This is a genomic window from Massilia endophytica (assembly GCF_021165955.1).
GTDB lineage: Bacteria > Pseudomonadota > Gammaproteobacteria > Burkholderiales > Burkholderiaceae_D > Rugamonas > Rugamonas endophytica.
This window is the reverse complement of sequence record NZ_CP088952.1, coordinates 1,153,912-1,169,119: the sequence shown is the minus strand read 5'-3', so window position 1 is coordinate 1,169,119 and position 15,208 is coordinate 1,153,912. Positions and strand designations below refer to the sequence as shown.

The 15,208-nt window shown below is 64.2% G+C and carries 15 protein-coding genes; 9 read left to right on the top strand and 6 right to left on the bottom strand.

Annotated features, from left to right (window positions below):
- Positions 1–18: 18 nt before the first annotated feature.
- Positions 19–555 (top strand): DinB family protein, encoded by a 537-nt coding sequence (locus LSQ66_RS05470; RefSeq protein ID WP_231768785.1) that lies wholly within the window; start codon positions 19–21, stop codon positions 553–555.
- A gap of 108 nt (positions 556–663) precedes the next feature.
- Positions 664–1,287: a head GIN domain-containing protein gene (locus LSQ66_RS05465; protein ID WP_231768784.1), complete on the top strand. Its 624-nt coding sequence runs from the start codon at positions 664–666 to the stop codon at positions 1,285–1,287.
- Here LSQ66_RS05465 and LSQ66_RS05460 read toward each other — a convergent pair whose 3' ends face one another.
- Entirely contained in the window at positions 1,288–1,980 is a 693-nt protein-coding gene (locus tag LSQ66_RS05460; RefSeq protein WP_231768783.1) for a GNAT family N-acetyltransferase, read from the bottom strand.
- Positions 1,981–2,030: 50 nt separating this feature from the next.
- Between LSQ66_RS05460 and LSQ66_RS05455 the strand changes: the two genes are divergently transcribed.
- Positions 2,031–2,366, top strand: a complete 336-nt coding sequence (locus LSQ66_RS05455; protein ID WP_231768782.1) for a zinc ribbon domain-containing protein YjdM — start codon at positions 2,031–2,033, stop codon at positions 2,364–2,366.
- On the opposite strand, the gene LSQ66_RS05450 is transcribed toward LSQ66_RS05455, so the two are convergent.
- Positions 2,363–3,325, bottom strand: a complete 963-nt coding sequence (locus LSQ66_RS05450; protein WP_231768781.1) for a 2-dehydropantoate 2-reductase — start codon at positions 3,323–3,325, stop codon at positions 2,363–2,365. The two genes, LSQ66_RS05455 and LSQ66_RS05450, sit on opposite strands and share 4 nt — an antisense overlap.
- A gap of 83 nt (positions 3,326–3,408) precedes the next feature.
- Between LSQ66_RS05450 and LSQ66_RS05445 the strand changes: the two genes are divergently transcribed.
- Positions 3,409–4,518, top strand: coding sequence for an HAF repeat-containing protein (locus LSQ66_RS05445; protein WP_231768780.1), 1,110 nt, complete (start codon positions 3,409–3,411; stop codon positions 4,516–4,518).
- Positions 4,519–4,798: 280 nt separating this feature from the next.
- Here the strand turns inward: LSQ66_RS05445 and LSQ66_RS05440 are convergent, their stop codons facing one another.
- Entirely contained in the window at positions 4,799–5,185 is a 387-nt protein-coding gene (locus LSQ66_RS05440) for a hypothetical protein (RefSeq protein WP_231768779.1), read from the bottom strand.
- Between the two features lie 295 nt (positions 5,186–5,480).
- A complete protein-coding gene (locus LSQ66_RS05435) occupies positions 5,481–7,313 on the bottom strand; it encodes a carbohydrate binding domain-containing protein (RefSeq protein WP_231768778.1) in 1,833 nt (610 codons plus the stop codon).
- Between the two features lie 122 nt (positions 7,314–7,435).
- Between LSQ66_RS05435 and LSQ66_RS05430 the strand changes: the two genes are divergently transcribed.
- Complete coding sequence (locus LSQ66_RS05430; RefSeq protein ID WP_231768777.1) at positions 7,436–7,783, top strand: DUF2200 domain-containing protein; 348 nt, start codon at positions 7,436–7,438, stop codon at positions 7,781–7,783.
- 37 nt (positions 7,784–7,820) lie between these two features.
- Here the strand turns inward: LSQ66_RS05430 and rpoD are convergent, their stop codons facing one another.
- On the bottom strand, positions 7,821–10,244 hold the full coding sequence (gene rpoD / locus LSQ66_RS05425) for an RNA polymerase sigma factor RpoD (protein ID WP_231768776.1): 2,424 nt from the start codon (positions 10,242–10,244) through the stop codon (positions 7,821–7,823).
- Between the two features lie 358 nt (positions 10,245–10,602).
- Between rpoD and LSQ66_RS05420 the strand changes: the two genes are divergently transcribed.
- Entirely contained in the window at positions 10,603–11,055 is a 453-nt protein-coding gene (locus LSQ66_RS05420) for a ProQ/FINO family protein (RefSeq protein WP_231768775.1), read from the top strand.
- On the top strand, positions 11,052–11,714 hold the full coding sequence (locus tag LSQ66_RS05415) for a 3'-5' exonuclease (RefSeq protein ID WP_231768774.1): 663 nt from the start codon (positions 11,052–11,054) through the stop codon (positions 11,712–11,714). Before LSQ66_RS05420 ends, LSQ66_RS05415 begins: the two co-directional genes overlap by 4 nt.
- On the opposite strand, the gene LSQ66_RS05410 is transcribed toward LSQ66_RS05415, so the two are convergent.
- On the bottom strand, positions 11,706–13,112 hold the full coding sequence (locus LSQ66_RS05410) for an aminotransferase-like domain-containing protein (RefSeq protein ID WP_231768773.1): 1,407 nt from the start codon (positions 13,110–13,112) through the stop codon (positions 11,706–11,708). The genes LSQ66_RS05415 and LSQ66_RS05410 overlap by 9 nt on opposite strands.
- A gap of 81 nt (positions 13,113–13,193) precedes the next feature.
- Here LSQ66_RS05410 and LSQ66_RS05405 point away from each other — a divergent pair, with 81 nt between their 5' ends.
- Entirely contained in the window at positions 13,194–13,907 is a 714-nt protein-coding gene (locus LSQ66_RS05405) for a c-type cytochrome (protein WP_231768772.1), read from the top strand.
- Entirely contained in the window at positions 13,904–15,175 is a 1,272-nt protein-coding gene (locus tag LSQ66_RS05400; protein WP_231768771.1) for a c-type cytochrome, read from the top strand. Before LSQ66_RS05405 ends, LSQ66_RS05400 begins: the two co-directional genes overlap by 4 nt.
- Positions 15,176–15,208 lie beyond the last annotated feature (33 nt).

Genomic DNA, 15,208 nt, shown 5'->3' with positions numbered 1-15,208 from the left:
ACAGAGAGAACGATCTGCATGGACCGAACCAGCCACGTGCGCCACATGGCGCGCTACAACCAGTGGATGAACGAGAAAATCTACGAGGCCGCCGGCACGCTGTCCGCCGAGGCGCTGAACCTGGACCGCAAGGCCTTTTTCGGCTCCATCATGGGAACGCTCAACCACCTGATGGTGGCCGACACGGTCTGGCTCAAGCGCTTCGCCATGCATCCATCGGCCTATGCCGTGCTGGAGCCGGTTCGCCAGCTGCCCTTCCCCGCCGCCCTGGGCGAGCCGCTGTTCACGGACTTCGCCGAACTGCGCGCCCAGCGTGCGCGCTTCGATGAACTCATCATCGTGTTCGCCGACTCGATCCCGGATGCGGACCTGGACTGCGCCCTCGCCTACAGCTCCTTCAAGGGCGTTCCGTCCAGGCGCATTTTCTTCAGCCTGCTCATGCACTTCTTCAACCACCAGACCCACCATCGCGGCCAGGTCACGACGCTGCTGTCCCAGGAAGGCATCGATGTCGGTGCCACGGACCTGCTCCTGCTGGTGCCTGAAGAACCGTAAATCAAGCCATTCAACCTCGAATTCCTGCAGTTCGTCGCAATTCATCAACATCCGGGCCGGAAGGACATAGAATAAACGTCGCCACAACTCATAAAAAGGGATAACCCAATGCGACACTTCCTCCTGATCACCGCCCTGCTGCTGTCCAGCGCCGCTCACGCGGCCGAGGACAAGCGCACCTTCTCTCCCTTCCGCGCCATCGCCATCAACGGCCCCATCGACCTCGAAGTCCGTGCAGGCAAGGCGCAGTCGGTCACCATCACCGGCCGCGAGACCTTCATCAAAAAGATCGGCATGCAGGTGGAAGGTGAAGAGCTGAAGATCACCTACCTGGAAAAGAACAAGAGCGTGAACATCATGGACGGCGACAAGATCATCATCACCGTCCCTTCGCTGGTGAAATGCGTGGTGGAAGGCGCCGGCCAGGTAGTGCTGAAAGACATCAAGGAAGAGCGCATCGACCTGAGCTTCCAGGGCGCCGGCCGACTGGCAGGCAGCGGCCAGGTGAACTGGCTGCGCGTGAAGGGTCAGGGCGTGGGTGAAGTGGACCTGCGCGACCTGAAAGCCCAGCGCACGGACGTGAACTTCGACGGCATCGGCGAAGTGCGCATCCATGCGCAGGACACGCTCAATGCCGTGGTGCGCGGCATGGGCAACCTGGTCTACTACGGCCACCCGAAAAAGATGAACAAGTCCGTGATGGGCGTTGGCGAAGTGAAGGCTGGGGACTGATTACAGCCCGGCCGGACGCACAAGCCGTGTGTGCGGCAGCTCGCGTGTCACCTTGAAGCCCAGCGCCTGGTACAGGGCCTGGGCTTTTGCATTGGCGGCGCCCACGTGCAGGAAAGGCGTCTTGCCCTGCTCCTGCATGCCGTACATGATGTGCTGCATCAGCAGGTTGGCGTAACCCCGGCCGCGGTAGTCCGGATGCGTGCACACGGCGCTCACCTCGCGGCAGTCGCCGAGATGCATGCGCTCTCCGCTCAGGGCCACCAGCTTTCCGTCCTGATGGATGCCCAGATAGGTTCCCAGGATGCCGGTGCGCCGCCGGAAATAGCCCGGGAAGGCGACGTCGGTCAGCTCCACCATGGCCGGGTCTTCCGAATCGAGCACGGTCACGCCATCGGCGCGGGGCTTCTCCACCTTCGGCCCGTCGTACACCATCTGCACCACGCCGGAGAGCTGGGTCATGGTCCATTCGGGCGGCACCTGCGGAATCGCGCCCAGGAAGTAGACCTGCGGCGGCAGGTATTCCAGGTCCGTCGCTGGCAGCGGCATGCCGTCGCGCGGAACGGCGCAGAATGGCGCCACTTCCGCCGCGAAGAACTTCATGTCGCCCGCCTTGTGCGCCAGCTCCGCCTGTGCGCTGTTCAGCGCCGCCCAGATGGGATTCTCCAGCCGCTCAAGCATCTCTTTGTCCAACATTCCTGTCTCCTAGTATACTTACGGTTTTCGCCGTTTACCTTCCATTTTTTATGAGCTCCCTGCCACCCTGCCCGCAATGCAAGTCCGAATTCACCTATGAGGACAGCGGCAACTACATCTGCCCCGAATGCGCCCACGAATGGAGCGCCAGCGCCGCCGACACCGAGACCGCGCGTGTTTACCGCGACGCCTCCGGCAACGTGCTGCAGGACGGCGACACCGTCACCGTCATCAAGGACCTGAAGCCGAAAGGTTCCGGCGGCGTGATCAAGCAAGGCACCAAGGTCAAGAACATCCGCCTTGTGGACAGCGACCACGATATCGACTGCAAGATCGAAGGCTTCGGCGCCATGAGCCTCAAGTCCGAGTTCGTGCGCAAGGTCTAATACAGACCCCGCACCTGTGCGAACAGGCGCGTCAGCCCCAGCAGCGCGTCGATATTGGGCGTTGCCACGCCAACGCGCTGGCCGATCTCGCGCGCGGCAGCCACAATGCTGTCCAGCTCAATCGGCCGGCCCGCTTCCACATCCTGCAGCATCGACGTCTTGAAAGCGCCCAGCTTGCGGGTGACGAGCTGCCTGTCCTCCGGCGTTTCGCTGATGGCACAGCCGATTCGCTCCCCGATGGCCGCAGCCTCGCGCATCGCCGCGATGCAGAAGGCGCTCACCAGCGGATCGTCCAGCAGCCTGTCGGCAGTGGCTCCCGTGATGGCCGACACGGGATTGATCGTCATGTTCCCCCACAGCTTGTACCAGATATCGTAGCGGATGCGCGGCGACAGCGTGACCTCGAAGCCCGCGTCCGACAGCAGCCCAGCCACCACGCGCGCACGCGCCGACTCGCCGCCCTCCGGCTCGCCCACAATCAATCCCTTGCCCATGCGATGCTGCACCAGGCCCGGCTCGGCCTGGGACGTGGAAGCATGCACCACGCAGCCCAGCACCTGGCCATAGGGAATGGCGGCAGCAATACGTCCGCCGGGATCGACGCTGTCCAGCGGCCCAGTGCTGCCGCCAAACCACCATGGCACGCCATTCATGGCAGGCAGCACCACCGTACGCTCGCCGATCAGCGGACCGATGGCCGCAGCGATGGCGCCCAGCGCAGGGCCCTTGACGGCAATGACGACGAGGTCCTGCACGCCCAGATCGGCCGCGCTGTCCGATGCCTGGGCAAGGGGCGCCGTCAGCAAGGCATCTCCTTCGCGCAGGCGCCAGCCATGGATGCGCAAGGCATCCAGCGTTGCGCCCCGCGCCAGCGCGCTGACCTGCACCCCGCCCGCCGCAGCCAGCCGGGTGCCGATAAAACCGCCGATGGCGCCAGCGCCAACGATGCAAACTTTCATTTTCCGCCTGTGACAATGTGAGGAAATCTGAGCGGAATAATAACGTATAGTAGAGAAAAAAATCCTGACCCCACGGAGGACGCATGAAAGCATTCGCTGCAATCGGTCTCACCCTGCTGCTGCATGGCGCGGCACAGGCGCAAACTGGCTTCGGCGAAGGCCGGAATGAAGAAAGCATTGCAGCGGACGTCAACATCGCGGGCGACGTGGTGGGCGAAGTCAGGGATTCGGACGGCATCCGCCACGCCATACTGGCCCGCCAGGGAAAACTCATCAAACTCGGCACCCTGGGCGGCAGCGACAGCTACGCCACCGCCGTCAATCACGCGGGCGTCGTGATCGGCGGCGCGCTGAATGGCAGCGGCGCGTGGCGCGCCTTCACCTACGACGAAGAAAACGGCATGCGCGACCTCGGCACGGTGGGCGGCCGCAGCAGCCTCGCCATCGCCATCAACCGCGACGGCGCCGTGGCGGGCTACGCGGACGTGGACAGCCGCACCTTCCATGCCTTCGTCCACGACGGCAAGGAGATGAAGGACCTCGGCACCTTCGGCGGCAAGAACAGCTACGCCACCGCGCTGAACGCCCAAGGCCAAGTGGTGGGCGCCGCGCAGAACGCCAACGGCTTCCGCCGCGCCTTCCTTTACACGCCGGAACAGGGCATGAAGGAACTGCCGACGCTGGGCGGCCGCGTCAGCGCCGCGATGGCGATCAACGACAAGGGCGTTGTGGTGGGCGCCTCCGAGACCGCGGACCGCAAGTGGCATGCCGTTCTGTGGGACGGTGACCGAGTGGTCGACCTGGGCGCCATGATCGCCAAGGGCAACAGCTACGCCACCGGCATCAACCGCGAAGGCACGGTGGTGGGCACCATCCGCTCCGGCGACAACGCTCCCCTCACCTTCGTCTACGAGAACGGCGCCATGCGCATCCTGCCGAACCGGAACAGCCACTATCTGACGACTAAGATCACCGACGACGGCCAGATCATCGGCGCAGCCTACACCGGCCACAAATACCAGGCCTTCGCCAAACCGGTCCATCCGGTCGAAGACAACAGCTGGAAAATCGTGGACTGGCTGACCTTCTTCACCATCCTCCCCATCGCACTCTGGGCCATCAACCACGTCTGGCGCGACTACAAGGCCGGCCTGCTCGGCCCCCGCCGCCAGCAGGTGCTTTGGAACTCCTGAGCTCCTTTAGCGAACATACCGTATCCGTGGTGTCCCCTTCCCTTTCGGGCACCCGTTCTAATTTGCTCGAAACCGCTCTTGTTCGATCTAGAACAGTCTAGAATCGCGGAGCCTTCAATTTCTTTAGACCGGTTTCGTCTTCACAATGAAACCTTTAGACCAGAATAGACTATGCGCCATGGATGGCTAGACTGTTTTGGTCTGCCGCCATCTGGTTTTTAGACTGTTCTCGCAGCAGTTCGTCAAACCGCGTCCTGCAATTGGCGGCGCGTACCCAGTATTAATCGCCGGGAAAGCGGAGCCACACAAGGCGCCAGGCGTTGCGGCCTTCTGCATGGCGATTGGCAAACAACGATGGCGTCAACGTCGCGCCATCGTCCGAAACAATGCGGTCTCCGACAACCTTGGCGAATTCGATGGTGCCCTGATAACTTGTTCGAAGACTAGTTCCGTCTGGTAGAAAGATATTCTTCCATTGATAGCCGCGCATCGCCCTGCCGTTCTTACGCAGCGAGAGCCTCTCCATCTCAACTGCCAGCCAGCGCCTTACAAGCTCCGTCACGAAGGCGTCCGGCTGGACGCCTGGACGTGTGTCCAGCAAACAGAGTTCAAGGTCCAGAAAGTCAGATACAGGAAGGTAAACCGCCTGCTTTGCCACATATCCCATGATTCAGTCCTTTCGAAAAGAGTCTAAAGATTGGACGGCAGAACAGGAATTTAGTTCGCTTTAGATTTTCAGTCCAAAGAACGGGATCGAATTAGATTCGTGACGTGAATCTGTGGACCGTTTTAGACCCATGCACGCGAAATTGAGACTGATGTAGATCGGAATAGCACCGAATCGAGAGAATTAGAACGAGTCAGAATAAGACTGCCCCACTGAAGGAGGCACCGTAGTTTGACCACGTGTGGAAGCAGCGCATCGCGCACACGCGGTGCAGCAAGATGCGCCTGAACGTACTTCATGGAGTTGCTGGTGGCCAGTGCTTGCCCCAGACAGCGTGGGCGCGCAGCTTCTGCGCCACGTCGTCAAGCTTGGTGTAGTCCTTGTTCCAGGTGGTGTACATGATGCCGTCCACCTGCAGCGCGGGATCGGCGGTCTGCGCCGCCGTCATGGATGACAGCCACCCGTCAGTGCTCTCCAGTTTGTCGTAGAACAGCGCCACCACCTGCTTGTAGTCGGCGAAGTAGGCGAGCGATTGCCTGCGCAGGGTGTTGGCGGACGCACTGGTATCCGAGCCGCCAGTCCAGTTGACGATCACTGTTTGCGGACGCAGGCCGTAGGCGCTGACGTCGCTTTGAACGAGGCTGCCGTTGGCGAGGAAGTATTCGGGAACCGCGTTCATGTTCGGATCGAACATGTCGTTCCAGACCAGAGTCTCCGCGGTCGATGGCAGCTGCGCCTGCACGCCGCTGACCATTCGGCCCAGATAATTTGCCGCGGTGGGCATGTAGCAGTTCGGCACGTCCTTCTCCCAGTTCATCAGGCGAATCTCGTCGTAGTACATGAAGTACTTGCTGAGATTGCCCGTCGCGTACTGCTGGCCGTTGAACAGCGGAGCCAGTGCGTCGTACAACTGCTTCTGGATCGTGAAGAAGCGGCCGTTCTGGCAGGCGATGGCGGGTGGCGCGGAAGAGAAAATATGCTCGCCCGACTGGCGCCAGCTCACCTTCAGCGTGGCCCCATCGGGAATCGCCGGATTCAGGATCTGCAGCTTCTCTCCTTGCACCGTGTAGTCGCTTCCCTGAACGTAGGTGGCGGCCCCGCTTGAGGAACGTACGACAAGGTCCTTGCCGTCGCCACGGTTCACGCGCATCGACATGCCGACTTCAGTGAGCACCACATCGTCGATCCATACCGTGCTAAGGCTCGGCGCAAGGCTCCAGGTACCGATGTAGAAGCGGACATTGGCGTACTTCCCTGTGTTGAACTGTACGTTGTACTGCTTCCAGTTCTGGTTGGCGGTGAAGGTGGCGCTGTTGCTGCTGGCGTTCCACTTGCCAGCGCCATCGGTGCCCCAGCCCAGATTGTGGCCCGCGTGGGCGTAGACAGCCACCGAACTGTTGGAGGCATCGGCAACCGACTGCAGCAGCAAGCGAAGCGATTCAGGCTTGGCGTAGGCATCGCTTTTCAGGTAGAAGGACAGGCGGTAGGCCTTGTTCGGTTTCAGGTGCAGTTCCTGGAACAGCCGGACGGAATTGTTGCGCGGCGCATTGGGGTCGCTCGGCTCCTGCAGCTTGGGTTTCAGCTTGAAGGACTTGCTGCCCGTGCGCGCGACTGTGGTGTCGATCATTGCGCCGCCCATTGCGGTGGCGTCCCACGGATCATAGGCCCAGCTTCCGACCTGGGCGTCTTCAAAGCCGGGATTCTGAATGAGGTTCTGCGAAGGCGCGCTGGCCACGCGGCTGGCTACGAGGTAGTCGGTGGTGACCGGGAATGCTTCCATCAGCGAGGGATCGACTGCCTGCGGCACTTCCGGGTTCGCACTGACCGGGATCAGCTCCACGCCCGCATTGCGTGCTGCGTCCAGGGCCTGCTGGTAGCGGGCGCGGACCTGGTTCTTCCAGTCGTCGGAATACTGCGGCTGGATCAACACACTGTATGCGCCATTGCCGCCGCTGGAGAGGGCGACGCCATTGAATCCGTTTAGCTTTACTTGAGGGAGCAGCGCCAGGAAGTTGTTATAGTCATCGGCGTTCATGAGGTTGCCGCCCCAGTAGACCCAGCGCTTCTGCAGGCAGCCCTGCGTGCATTCGTCTGCCGTTGCAGCGCCTGCCAGGGCTGCGATGCTCATACCGATGAGTGATTTCGCTAGCAAATTAATAGTCATCATCTACTCCTGATCGAGAGGAGCGGATAGCATACTGACGTGGCTGCATGACGCCACACGATACGGAACGGAAATGGAGGAAAGGGATGGCTGAGCACCGGATTTTCACCACGGAGTTTTCGAAGGTCTATCCGCTGTATGTGCAGAAAGCGGAGCGCAAGGGACGCAGCAGGGATGAGGTGGACCAGGTCATCTGCTGGCTCACCGGCTACAGCGGCGCGCAGTTGGCTGGGCAGATCGACAAGCACGTCAATTTCAGGGAGTTCTTTGCGCAGGCGCCTGCGCTTCATCCAAACAGCTCGCTGATCACGGGCGTGGTGTGCGGCGTGCGCGTGGAGAAGGTCGAGGACCCTCTCATGCAGAAGATCCGCTATCTGGACAAGCTGGTCGACGAGCTGGCGAAGGGGAAGGCGATGGAGAAGATACTGCGATAAAAAAAAGGAGGCCGAGGCCTCCTTTTTCGTTTGCTGCTTAGTTATGCGTCAGGAAGGTCTTGAGCTTGTCCGAGCGCGAGGGTTGGCGCAGCTTGCTCATGGCTTTCGCTTCGATCTGGCGGATACGCTCGCGGGTTACGTCGAACTGCTTGCCCACTTCTTCCAGCGTGTGGTCGTTCGACATCTCCACGCCGTAGCGCATGCGCAGCACCTTCGCTTCGCGCGGGGTCAGCGAATCCAGCACTTCCTTGATCACGTTGCGCATCGAGGCATGCAGGGCTGCGTCCAGCGGCGCCAGGGTGGTGTTGTCCTCGATGAAGTCGCCCAGCTGCGAATCGCCGTCCTCTCCCATCGGCGTTTCCATCGAAATCGGCTCCTTGGCGATCTTCATGATCTCGCGCACCTTCGATTCCGGCATCTCCATCTTCTGCGCCAAGGTCGCCATATCCGGCTCGCTGCCGGTTTCCTGCATGATCTGGCGCGAGATGCGGTTCATCTTGTTGATGGTCTCGATCATGTGCACCGGCACGCGGATGGTGCGGGCCATGTCCGCGATCGAACGCGTGATCGCCTGGCGGATCCACCACGTGGCGTAGGTGGAGAATTTGTAGCCGCGGCGGTACTCGAACTTGTCCACGGCCTTCAGCAGGCCGATATTGCCTTCCTGGATCAGGTCCAGGAACTGCAGGCCGCGGTTGATGTACTTCTTCGCAATCGAGATCACCAGGCGCAGGTTGGCCACCGTCATTTCGCGCTTGGCGTGGCGGGCGCGCTTTTCGCCAGCTGCCATCTGCTTGTTGATGGCGCGCAGGTCGGCCAGCGGCAGCGCCACGCGCTCCTGCAGGTCGATCATCTTGTTCTGCAGCTCCTTGATGGCGGGGACGTTACGGCCCAGCACCGCGCTGTAGGGATGGCCCGCTTCCACTTCGCCGTCCACCCAGTCCAGGTCGCACTCGCTGCCCGGGAAGACCTTGATGAAGTGGGCGCGCGGCATGCCGCACTTGTTCACGCACAGTTCCAGCACGGCGCGCTCGATATTGCGCACCTGTTCCATCTGGCCGCGCAGGGTGTCGCACAGCTTCTCCACCACTTTCGCGGTGAAGCGGATGGTCAGCAGCTCGGCGGAGATCAGCTTCTGCGCCTTCAGGTAGGAGGCGGAGCCATACGAGGCCTTGCGCATCTTTTCGTACTGGGTGCCGATGACGGCGAAGCGCTCGAGCGCGTCGGTACGCAGCTGGGCCAGCTGTTCGGCGGAGAAGCCCGCGGCGCCACCGTTGGCGTCGCCATCCTCCTCTTCGTCCAGCTCTTCTACGTCGTCTTCGTCGTGGGATGCGGCCACGGCCACCGGCGCAGGCCCCGATTCATCGGGGTCCACGAAGCCGTCCACCACGTCGTCCACTTTCAGCTCGTCGTTCTCGATCTTCTCGGCCAGGGCCACGATCTCGGCGATGGTGGTGGGGCAGGCGGAGATGGCCTGGATCATGTCGCGCAGGCCTTCCTCGATGCGCTTGGCGATCTCGATCTCGCCTTCGCGCGTCAGCAGCGCCACCGCGCCCATCTCGCGCATATACATGCGCACGGGGTCGGTGGTGCGGCCGAAGTCCGAGTCCACGGTGGACAGCGCGGTGGCGGCAGCGGCTTCCACTTCGTCGTCGCTGGCGGCGGCAGGCACGTTGTCGCTCAGGAGCAGCGCTTCCGCGTCGGGGGCGCGCTCGTAGACGGCGATACCCATGTCGTTGAAGGTCGCGATGATGCCTTCGATCGCCTCCGGATCGACAATGTTTTCCGGCAGCTGGTCGTTGATCTCGGCATAGGTCAGGAAGCCGCGGTCCTTGCCCATGTTGATCAGGTTCTTGAACTGCTGGCGGCGTTTTTCCAGGTCCTCGGCCGAGGCGCCCGCATCCATGCCCAGCGCGTCCACGCCCTTGGCCTTGCGCTCGCGCGCCTTGGAGGCGGCCTTCAGTTCGGCGCGCTCCACGGCGTTCAGCGCCGCCACTTCATCGTTCTCGGGCGTGAATTCGCTTGGCTTGCGGCCGCGGCGGCCCGGCACTTTCACGCCCGGCAGCAGGTAGCCCGAGGTGTCGATGGCGGCCAGCGCGGCGGCATCGGTCACCTGGCTGACGGCGGCAGGCGCGGTCGGCGGCAGCGCAGGCGCAGCTTCCGGCTCGGCCTTGCTCTTGCGCGCGCGGGTGGCCTTCGGCGCGGCTTCCGCCACGGTTTCCACAGCTTCCACTGCGGCTGCGGCCTTGCGGCCTTTTTTCGGCGCGGGCGCCGCCGCTTCTTCCACCGGCGCCACGGCGGCCAGGCGGGAACGGGTCTTCTTCACGACAGTTACTTGGCCGGCGTCCTCTTGCGCATTGTCGATCACATAAGATAAAGTCGTCTTAGTTACAGCCAGCGGCGCAGCGGCGGCGCGCGGCTTCTTGGCGGACAAGGTTAAGGTCTTCGGCGTTTTCGTCATTCAATATCTCTCTGAGCCATGGCTGGTGGACACGGCAAAGTGAACAATCCACCCAGCCCGGCGTTGCGGTCTCGATGGCACGTATATGGGGATCACCCGGAATGAAAAAAGCCCGATGTCCGGGCCAGCTTCCGTTGAATGTATTCAGTGCGAATAGAAGAGAGGGCACATGCCCAAACGCAGAACAACAAAGGGCCGCGCGGCCCCGGTCAACAACTCTTTATTAAACTGAATCTGCACCGCCCTGCATTTGGTGCGTCGATCATTATACATGGTTTGGGCCCGGACCGCACGTCCCCTGCCGTTCCGGGAGGCCGGTATGGTATGCTGGCGGCTCTTGATTTTTCCTATGATGTCGATGAACACTAGCCTTACCCCTCCGCCGGCAGACGGCCAGCCGTCCGCCGCCGCTCCCGCGCCCAGCGCCCGCTCCCTGCTCAAGCAGCTGCAGCAACAGTATCCCGCCTTCCGCGACTGCCTGCCGCTCGCCATCGGCATCGACAAGCAGCTGCTGGCCGTGCAGCCGGACATCGACCGCAAACTGATGCGCGCCGCACTGGGCATCCATACGGGTTCGCAGCGCTACCTGCGGGCAATGGAGAAGGCTACCGTGCGTTACAACCTGGACGGCAGCGCCGGCGCCGAGGTGACGGACGTGCACCGCAAGCACGCCAAGGACACGCTGCAGGAGCGCTTCCGCAAGGAGGCCGAGCGCAAGAAGGCCGAGCGCGACGCGGCCGCCGCCGAGGAATCGGCGCGCCGCCGCCAGGAAAAGCTGGAACAGCTGACCGCCAAATTCTCCCGCAAATGAGCGGCCTTCCCGCCGAACAGGACACGCTGCCGCCTTACCACGGCATTGCGCTGGCCGACGTGCGGCTGGTGAAAACGGCTGCCGACGCGGCCGAGGCGCAGGCCGCCCTGCTGGCGGCCGACGCCATCGGCTTCGATACGGAATCCAAACCCACCTTCGTCAAGGGCCAGAGCTCGGACGGGCCCCACCTGGTGCAGTTCGCGGACGACCGCCATGCCTGGCTCTTCCCGCTGGGCGGCGACCATGCGCATCTGCTCCCGGCGCTGAAGGCCGTGCTGGAATCGGAGGGCACGCTGAAGGTGGGCTTCGGCCTTTCCGACGACATGAAGCGGGTGCGCAGCAAGCTGGGAATCGAACCGGTGCGCGTGGCCGATCTCTCGGTGGTGCTGCGGGTGCCGGGCCAAAAGCACGACCTCGGCGCCAAGAGCGCCGTGGCCAAGTACTTCGGCCAGGCCCTCCAGAAATCGAAGAAGATCTCCACCACCAACTGGGCCATGCCCCGCCTGAGCGAAAAGCAGATGCTCTACGCGGCGGACGACGCACAGGTTGCGCTGCGCATCTACCGCCACTGGATCGCGCTGGGCAATGTGCTGCCCGCCCTGAAGCCGCCCAAAGCGCCGAAGCCGCGCCAGCCGCGCAGCCCCGCGCCCTCAGCCTGACATCGCGCAGGCGAGGCGGCCCAGTTCCGCCAGGGCCGCTTCCATTGCCCCATCCCACACCTGCCCGTAGTTCAGGCGGATGCAGTTGCCGAAATCGCGCTTGGCGCTGAACATCGGTCCCGGCGCAATGCTGATGTGCCGCTCCAGCGCCTGCGCATGCAGGGCCAGCGCATCGCAGCCCTGCGGCAGCTCCACCCACAGGAAATAGCCGCCCTGGGGCCGTGTCACGCGCGTGCCGGCCGGGAAATGGGCGGCAATCGCCTCCAGCATCAGGTCGCGCTGGCGCGCCAGCGCGGCGCGCAGCTGGCGCAGGTGCCGCTCGTAGCCGCCCTGCCCCAGGTAGTCCGCCAGGGCCAGCTGGGAAGGCATGGCGGCGGCGAGGCTGGTGGTCAGCTTCAGGCGCTCCACGGCGCGCGCGTAGCGCCCCGGCGCCGCCCAGCCGACGCGGAAACCGGGCGCCAGGCACTTCGAGAAGGAACTGCAATGCATGACCAGGCCGTCGGCATCGTAACGCTTGGCCAGCGCGGGCCGCTGGGCGCCGAAATACAGCTCGCCGTAGACGTCGTCCTCGATCAGCGGCACGCCGTGCTGCGCCAGCAGCGCCACGAGCGCCTGCTTCTTCTCGGGCGGCATCAGGCTGCCCAGGGGGTTCTGGAAGCTGGTCATGAGCCAGCAGGCCTTCGGCCTGTGCTGCTCCAGCGCCTCGGCCAGCGCGCCCAGCTCGATGCCCTCGCGCGGATGGGTCGCCACTTCCACCGCCTTCAAATCCAGACGTTCCAGCGCCTGCAGGGCCGCGTAGAAGCTGGGCGACTCCACCAGCACCGTGTCGCCCGGCCGCGCCACGGCCTGCAGGCAGAGGTTGAGCGCTTCCAGCGCGCCGTTGGTGATGACGATATCGTCCGCCGCCACGGGCGCGCCGTCGAGCTGGTAGCGCAGGGCGATCTGGCGCCGCAGCTCCGCATTCCCCGGCGGCAGATCCGCCACCGTGGACCAGGGATCGATGCGGCGCATGCTGTTGCTGACCGAGCGCGCCAGCTTCTCCAGGGGGAAAAGCGTGGGACTGGGGAAGGCCGAACCGAGGGGCACGTTACCGGGGGCGCGGCTGGCATCGAGCACCTGGAACACCAGGCTGCTCACATCCACCGCCGTGGAGGCAGCGTCGGGACGCGAGACCTCAGGCTCCGGCGAGGCGCGCGGCGCCACGAAATAGCCGGAACGGGGCCGCGACACGATCACGCCGCGCGCTTCGAGCTGGTAGTAGGCCTGGAAAACAGTGGAAGGGCTCACGCCGCGCCGCTCCTGCTGCGCGCGCACCGACGGCAGCCGCTCGCCCGGCCGCAGCACGCCCTGCGCCACCAGGTCCTCGATTTCCGCCGCCAGCGATTCGTACAGCTTCAAGCCCGCTCCCCCATCTGATCTCCCCAATTCGATAGTGTTCTGCGCCTGTCTTTCTCTGCCGCGCAGGCGTAAGATGCAATCATGACTATTTTCTCATCATTGCGCCCCGGCCGGGCCCTGACCGGCCTGCTCGCGGCCCTGCCCTTGCTGGCCGCCGCGTCCCCGCTGCCGGACACGCTGGAACAGCGCGTCGCACCCTGCATCGCCTGCCACCAGGTCAAGGAGAAGAGCGACGCCTACTTCCCCCGCATTTCGGGCAAGCCGGCCGGCTATCTCTACAACCAGCTGCTGAACTTCCGCGACGGGCGGCGCCAGTATCCCATGATGAGCTATATGGTCGAACAGCTGCCGGAAGCCTATCTGCGCGAGATCGCCCAGTACTTCTCGGACCAGCACCCGCCCTACCCCGCGCCCGAGCCCACCAGCGCCACCCCGGCCATGGTGGAACGCGGCCGCATGCTGGCCCTGCACGGCGATCCCGCGAAGAAGATTCCGGCCTGCGTGGCCTGCCACGGCGCCCAGCTGACCGGCGTGGCGCCCTCCATTCCCGGCCTGATCGGACTGCCGCGCGACTATATCAATGCCCAGTTCGGGGCCTGGAAGAACAAGGTGCGCAAGGCGCACGCGCCGGACTGCATGGCCGAAGTGGCGTCCCGCCTCACGGAAGCCGACGTGGCCGCAGTATCGGGCTGGCTCGCCGCCCAGCCCGCGGACCCGGCGGCCCGTCCCGCCGAAGCGCTGCCCCAGCCGCTGCCGCTGGCCTGCGGCGGCGTTCCTCAGCGGGGTACGCCATGAAAAAGACCCTGCTTGCCCTGCTGGCATTCATTCTCGCTGCCGCCTGGTTCCTGTGGCCGAAGCATGACGGCGGCCCGCCGCCCAGCCAGGCCTCGCTGGCCATGCCCGCCGCCGAGAAGATCGCGCGCGGCGCCTATCTCGCCAAGGCGGGCGACTGCATGGCCTGCCATACGGTGCGCGGCGGCGCTTCCTATGCGGGCGGCCGCGCCCTGCAAACGCCTTTCGGGGCCGTGATCTCGCCCAATATCACTTCCGACACCGAAACCGGCATCGGCGGCTGGAGCGCGGACGATTTCTGGAACGCCCTGCACAACGGCCGCTCGCGCGACGGCCGCCTGCTCTACCCCGCCTTCCCTTACACGAACTATACCGCCGTCACGCGCGACGATTCGGACGCGCTGTATGCCTTCTTCCGCACCATTCCCGCCGTGAGGCAAGTCAGCCGCCCGCACGAGCTGCGCTTCCCCTACAACCAGCAGGCGGCGCTTGCCGTCTGGCGCGCCCTCTACTTCAAGCCCGCCGTCTTCCAGCCGGAGGCGAAGCAGTCCGCCGAATGGAACCGGGGCGCCTACCTGGTGCAGGGCCTGGGCCACTGCAGCGCGTGCCACAGCTCGCGCAATGTGCTGGGGGGGACAGACAACGGCCTGTCCGGCGGCCTGGTGCCCGTTCTGGGCTGGTACGCGCCCTCCCTCACTTCGGACGCGGAAGCGGGCCTGGGCGACTGGCAGCCGGACCACATTGCGGCCCTGCTCAAGACCGGCATTTCGCCGCGCGCCACCGTGTTCGGGCCCATGGCGGAAGTGGTGCGCCAGAGCCTCCAGCACCTGGACGATGGCGACGTGCGGGCCATGGCCGCTTATCTGAAAACGCTGCCATCGCCGGACGGCCGTCCCGAACCCCACGAGCGTTCGAAGGCGCCGGAAGCCGTGGCCTTCCTGCAGGCAGGGGCGAAGATCTACAAGGCGCAGTGCGCGGAATGCCATGGCGGCGACGGCAAGGGCAAACCGCCCCACTATCCGCCGCTGGCCGGCAACCGCGCGCTCACCATGGACGAAGCGGCGAACCCGATCCGCATCGTGCTCAATGGCGGCTTCCCGCCCGGTACGGCGGGCAATCCCCGCCCCTACGGCATGCCGCCCTACAGCCATGTGCTGGACGACGTGGAAACGGCCGCCGTGGTCTCCTACCTGCGCAGCGCCTGGGGCAACAATGCCCGCCCGGTCACCAGCCTGGAAGTCAACCGCTACCGCAACGTGCCGCTGGATTAGCCTCTAGCAGAGGGGACAGACCCCCTGGGGACT

What these genes read in the sequence shown, in the direction of transcription:
- LSQ66_RS05470 (WP_231768785.1), top strand. Translation starts at nt 19, where the DNA reads ATGGACCGAACCAGCCACGTGCGCCACATGGCGCGCTACAACCAGTGG.
- LSQ66_RS05465 (WP_231768784.1), top strand. Translation starts at nt 664, where the DNA reads ATGCGACACTTCCTCCTGATCACCGCCCTGCTGCTGTCCAGCGCCGCT.
- LSQ66_RS05460 (WP_231768783.1), bottom strand. Translation starts at nt 1,980, where the DNA reads ATGTTGGACAAAGAGATGCTTGAGCGGCTGGAGAATCCCATCTGGGCG.
- LSQ66_RS05455 (WP_231768782.1), top strand. Translation starts at nt 2,031, where the DNA reads ATGAGCTCCCTGCCACCCTGCCCGCAATGCAAGTCCGAATTCACCTAT.
- LSQ66_RS05450 (WP_231768781.1), bottom strand. Translation starts at nt 3,325, where the DNA reads ATGAAAGTTTGCATCGTTGGCGCTGGCGCCATCGGCGGTTTTATCGGC.
- LSQ66_RS05445 (WP_231768780.1), top strand. Translation starts at nt 3,409, where the DNA reads ATGAAAGCATTCGCTGCAATCGGTCTCACCCTGCTGCTGCATGGCGCG.
- LSQ66_RS05440 (WP_231768779.1), bottom strand. Translation starts at nt 5,185, where the DNA reads ATGGGATATGTGGCAAAGCAGGCGGTTTACCTTCCTGTATCTGACTTT.
- LSQ66_RS05435 (WP_231768778.1), bottom strand. Translation starts at nt 7,313, where the DNA reads ATGAGCATCGCAGCCCTGGCAGGCGCTGCAACGGCAGACGAATGCACG.
- LSQ66_RS05430 (WP_231768777.1), top strand. Translation starts at nt 7,436, where the DNA reads ATGGCTGAGCACCGGATTTTCACCACGGAGTTTTCGAAGGTCTATCCG.
- rpoD (WP_231768776.1), bottom strand. Translation starts at nt 10,244, where the DNA reads ATGACGAAAACGCCGAAGACCTTAACCTTGTCCGCCAAGAAGCCGCGC.
- LSQ66_RS05420 (WP_231768775.1), top strand. Translation starts at nt 10,603, where the DNA reads ATGAACACTAGCCTTACCCCTCCGCCGGCAGACGGCCAGCCGTCCGCC.
- LSQ66_RS05415 (WP_231768774.1), top strand. Translation starts at nt 11,052, where the DNA reads ATGAGCGGCCTTCCCGCCGAACAGGACACGCTGCCGCCTTACCACGGC.
- LSQ66_RS05405 (WP_231768772.1), top strand. Translation starts at nt 13,194, where the DNA reads ATGACTATTTTCTCATCATTGCGCCCCGGCCGGGCCCTGACCGGCCTG.
- LSQ66_RS05400 (WP_231768771.1), top strand. Translation starts at nt 13,904, where the DNA reads ATGAAAAAGACCCTGCTTGCCCTGCTGGCATTCATTCTCGCTGCCGCC.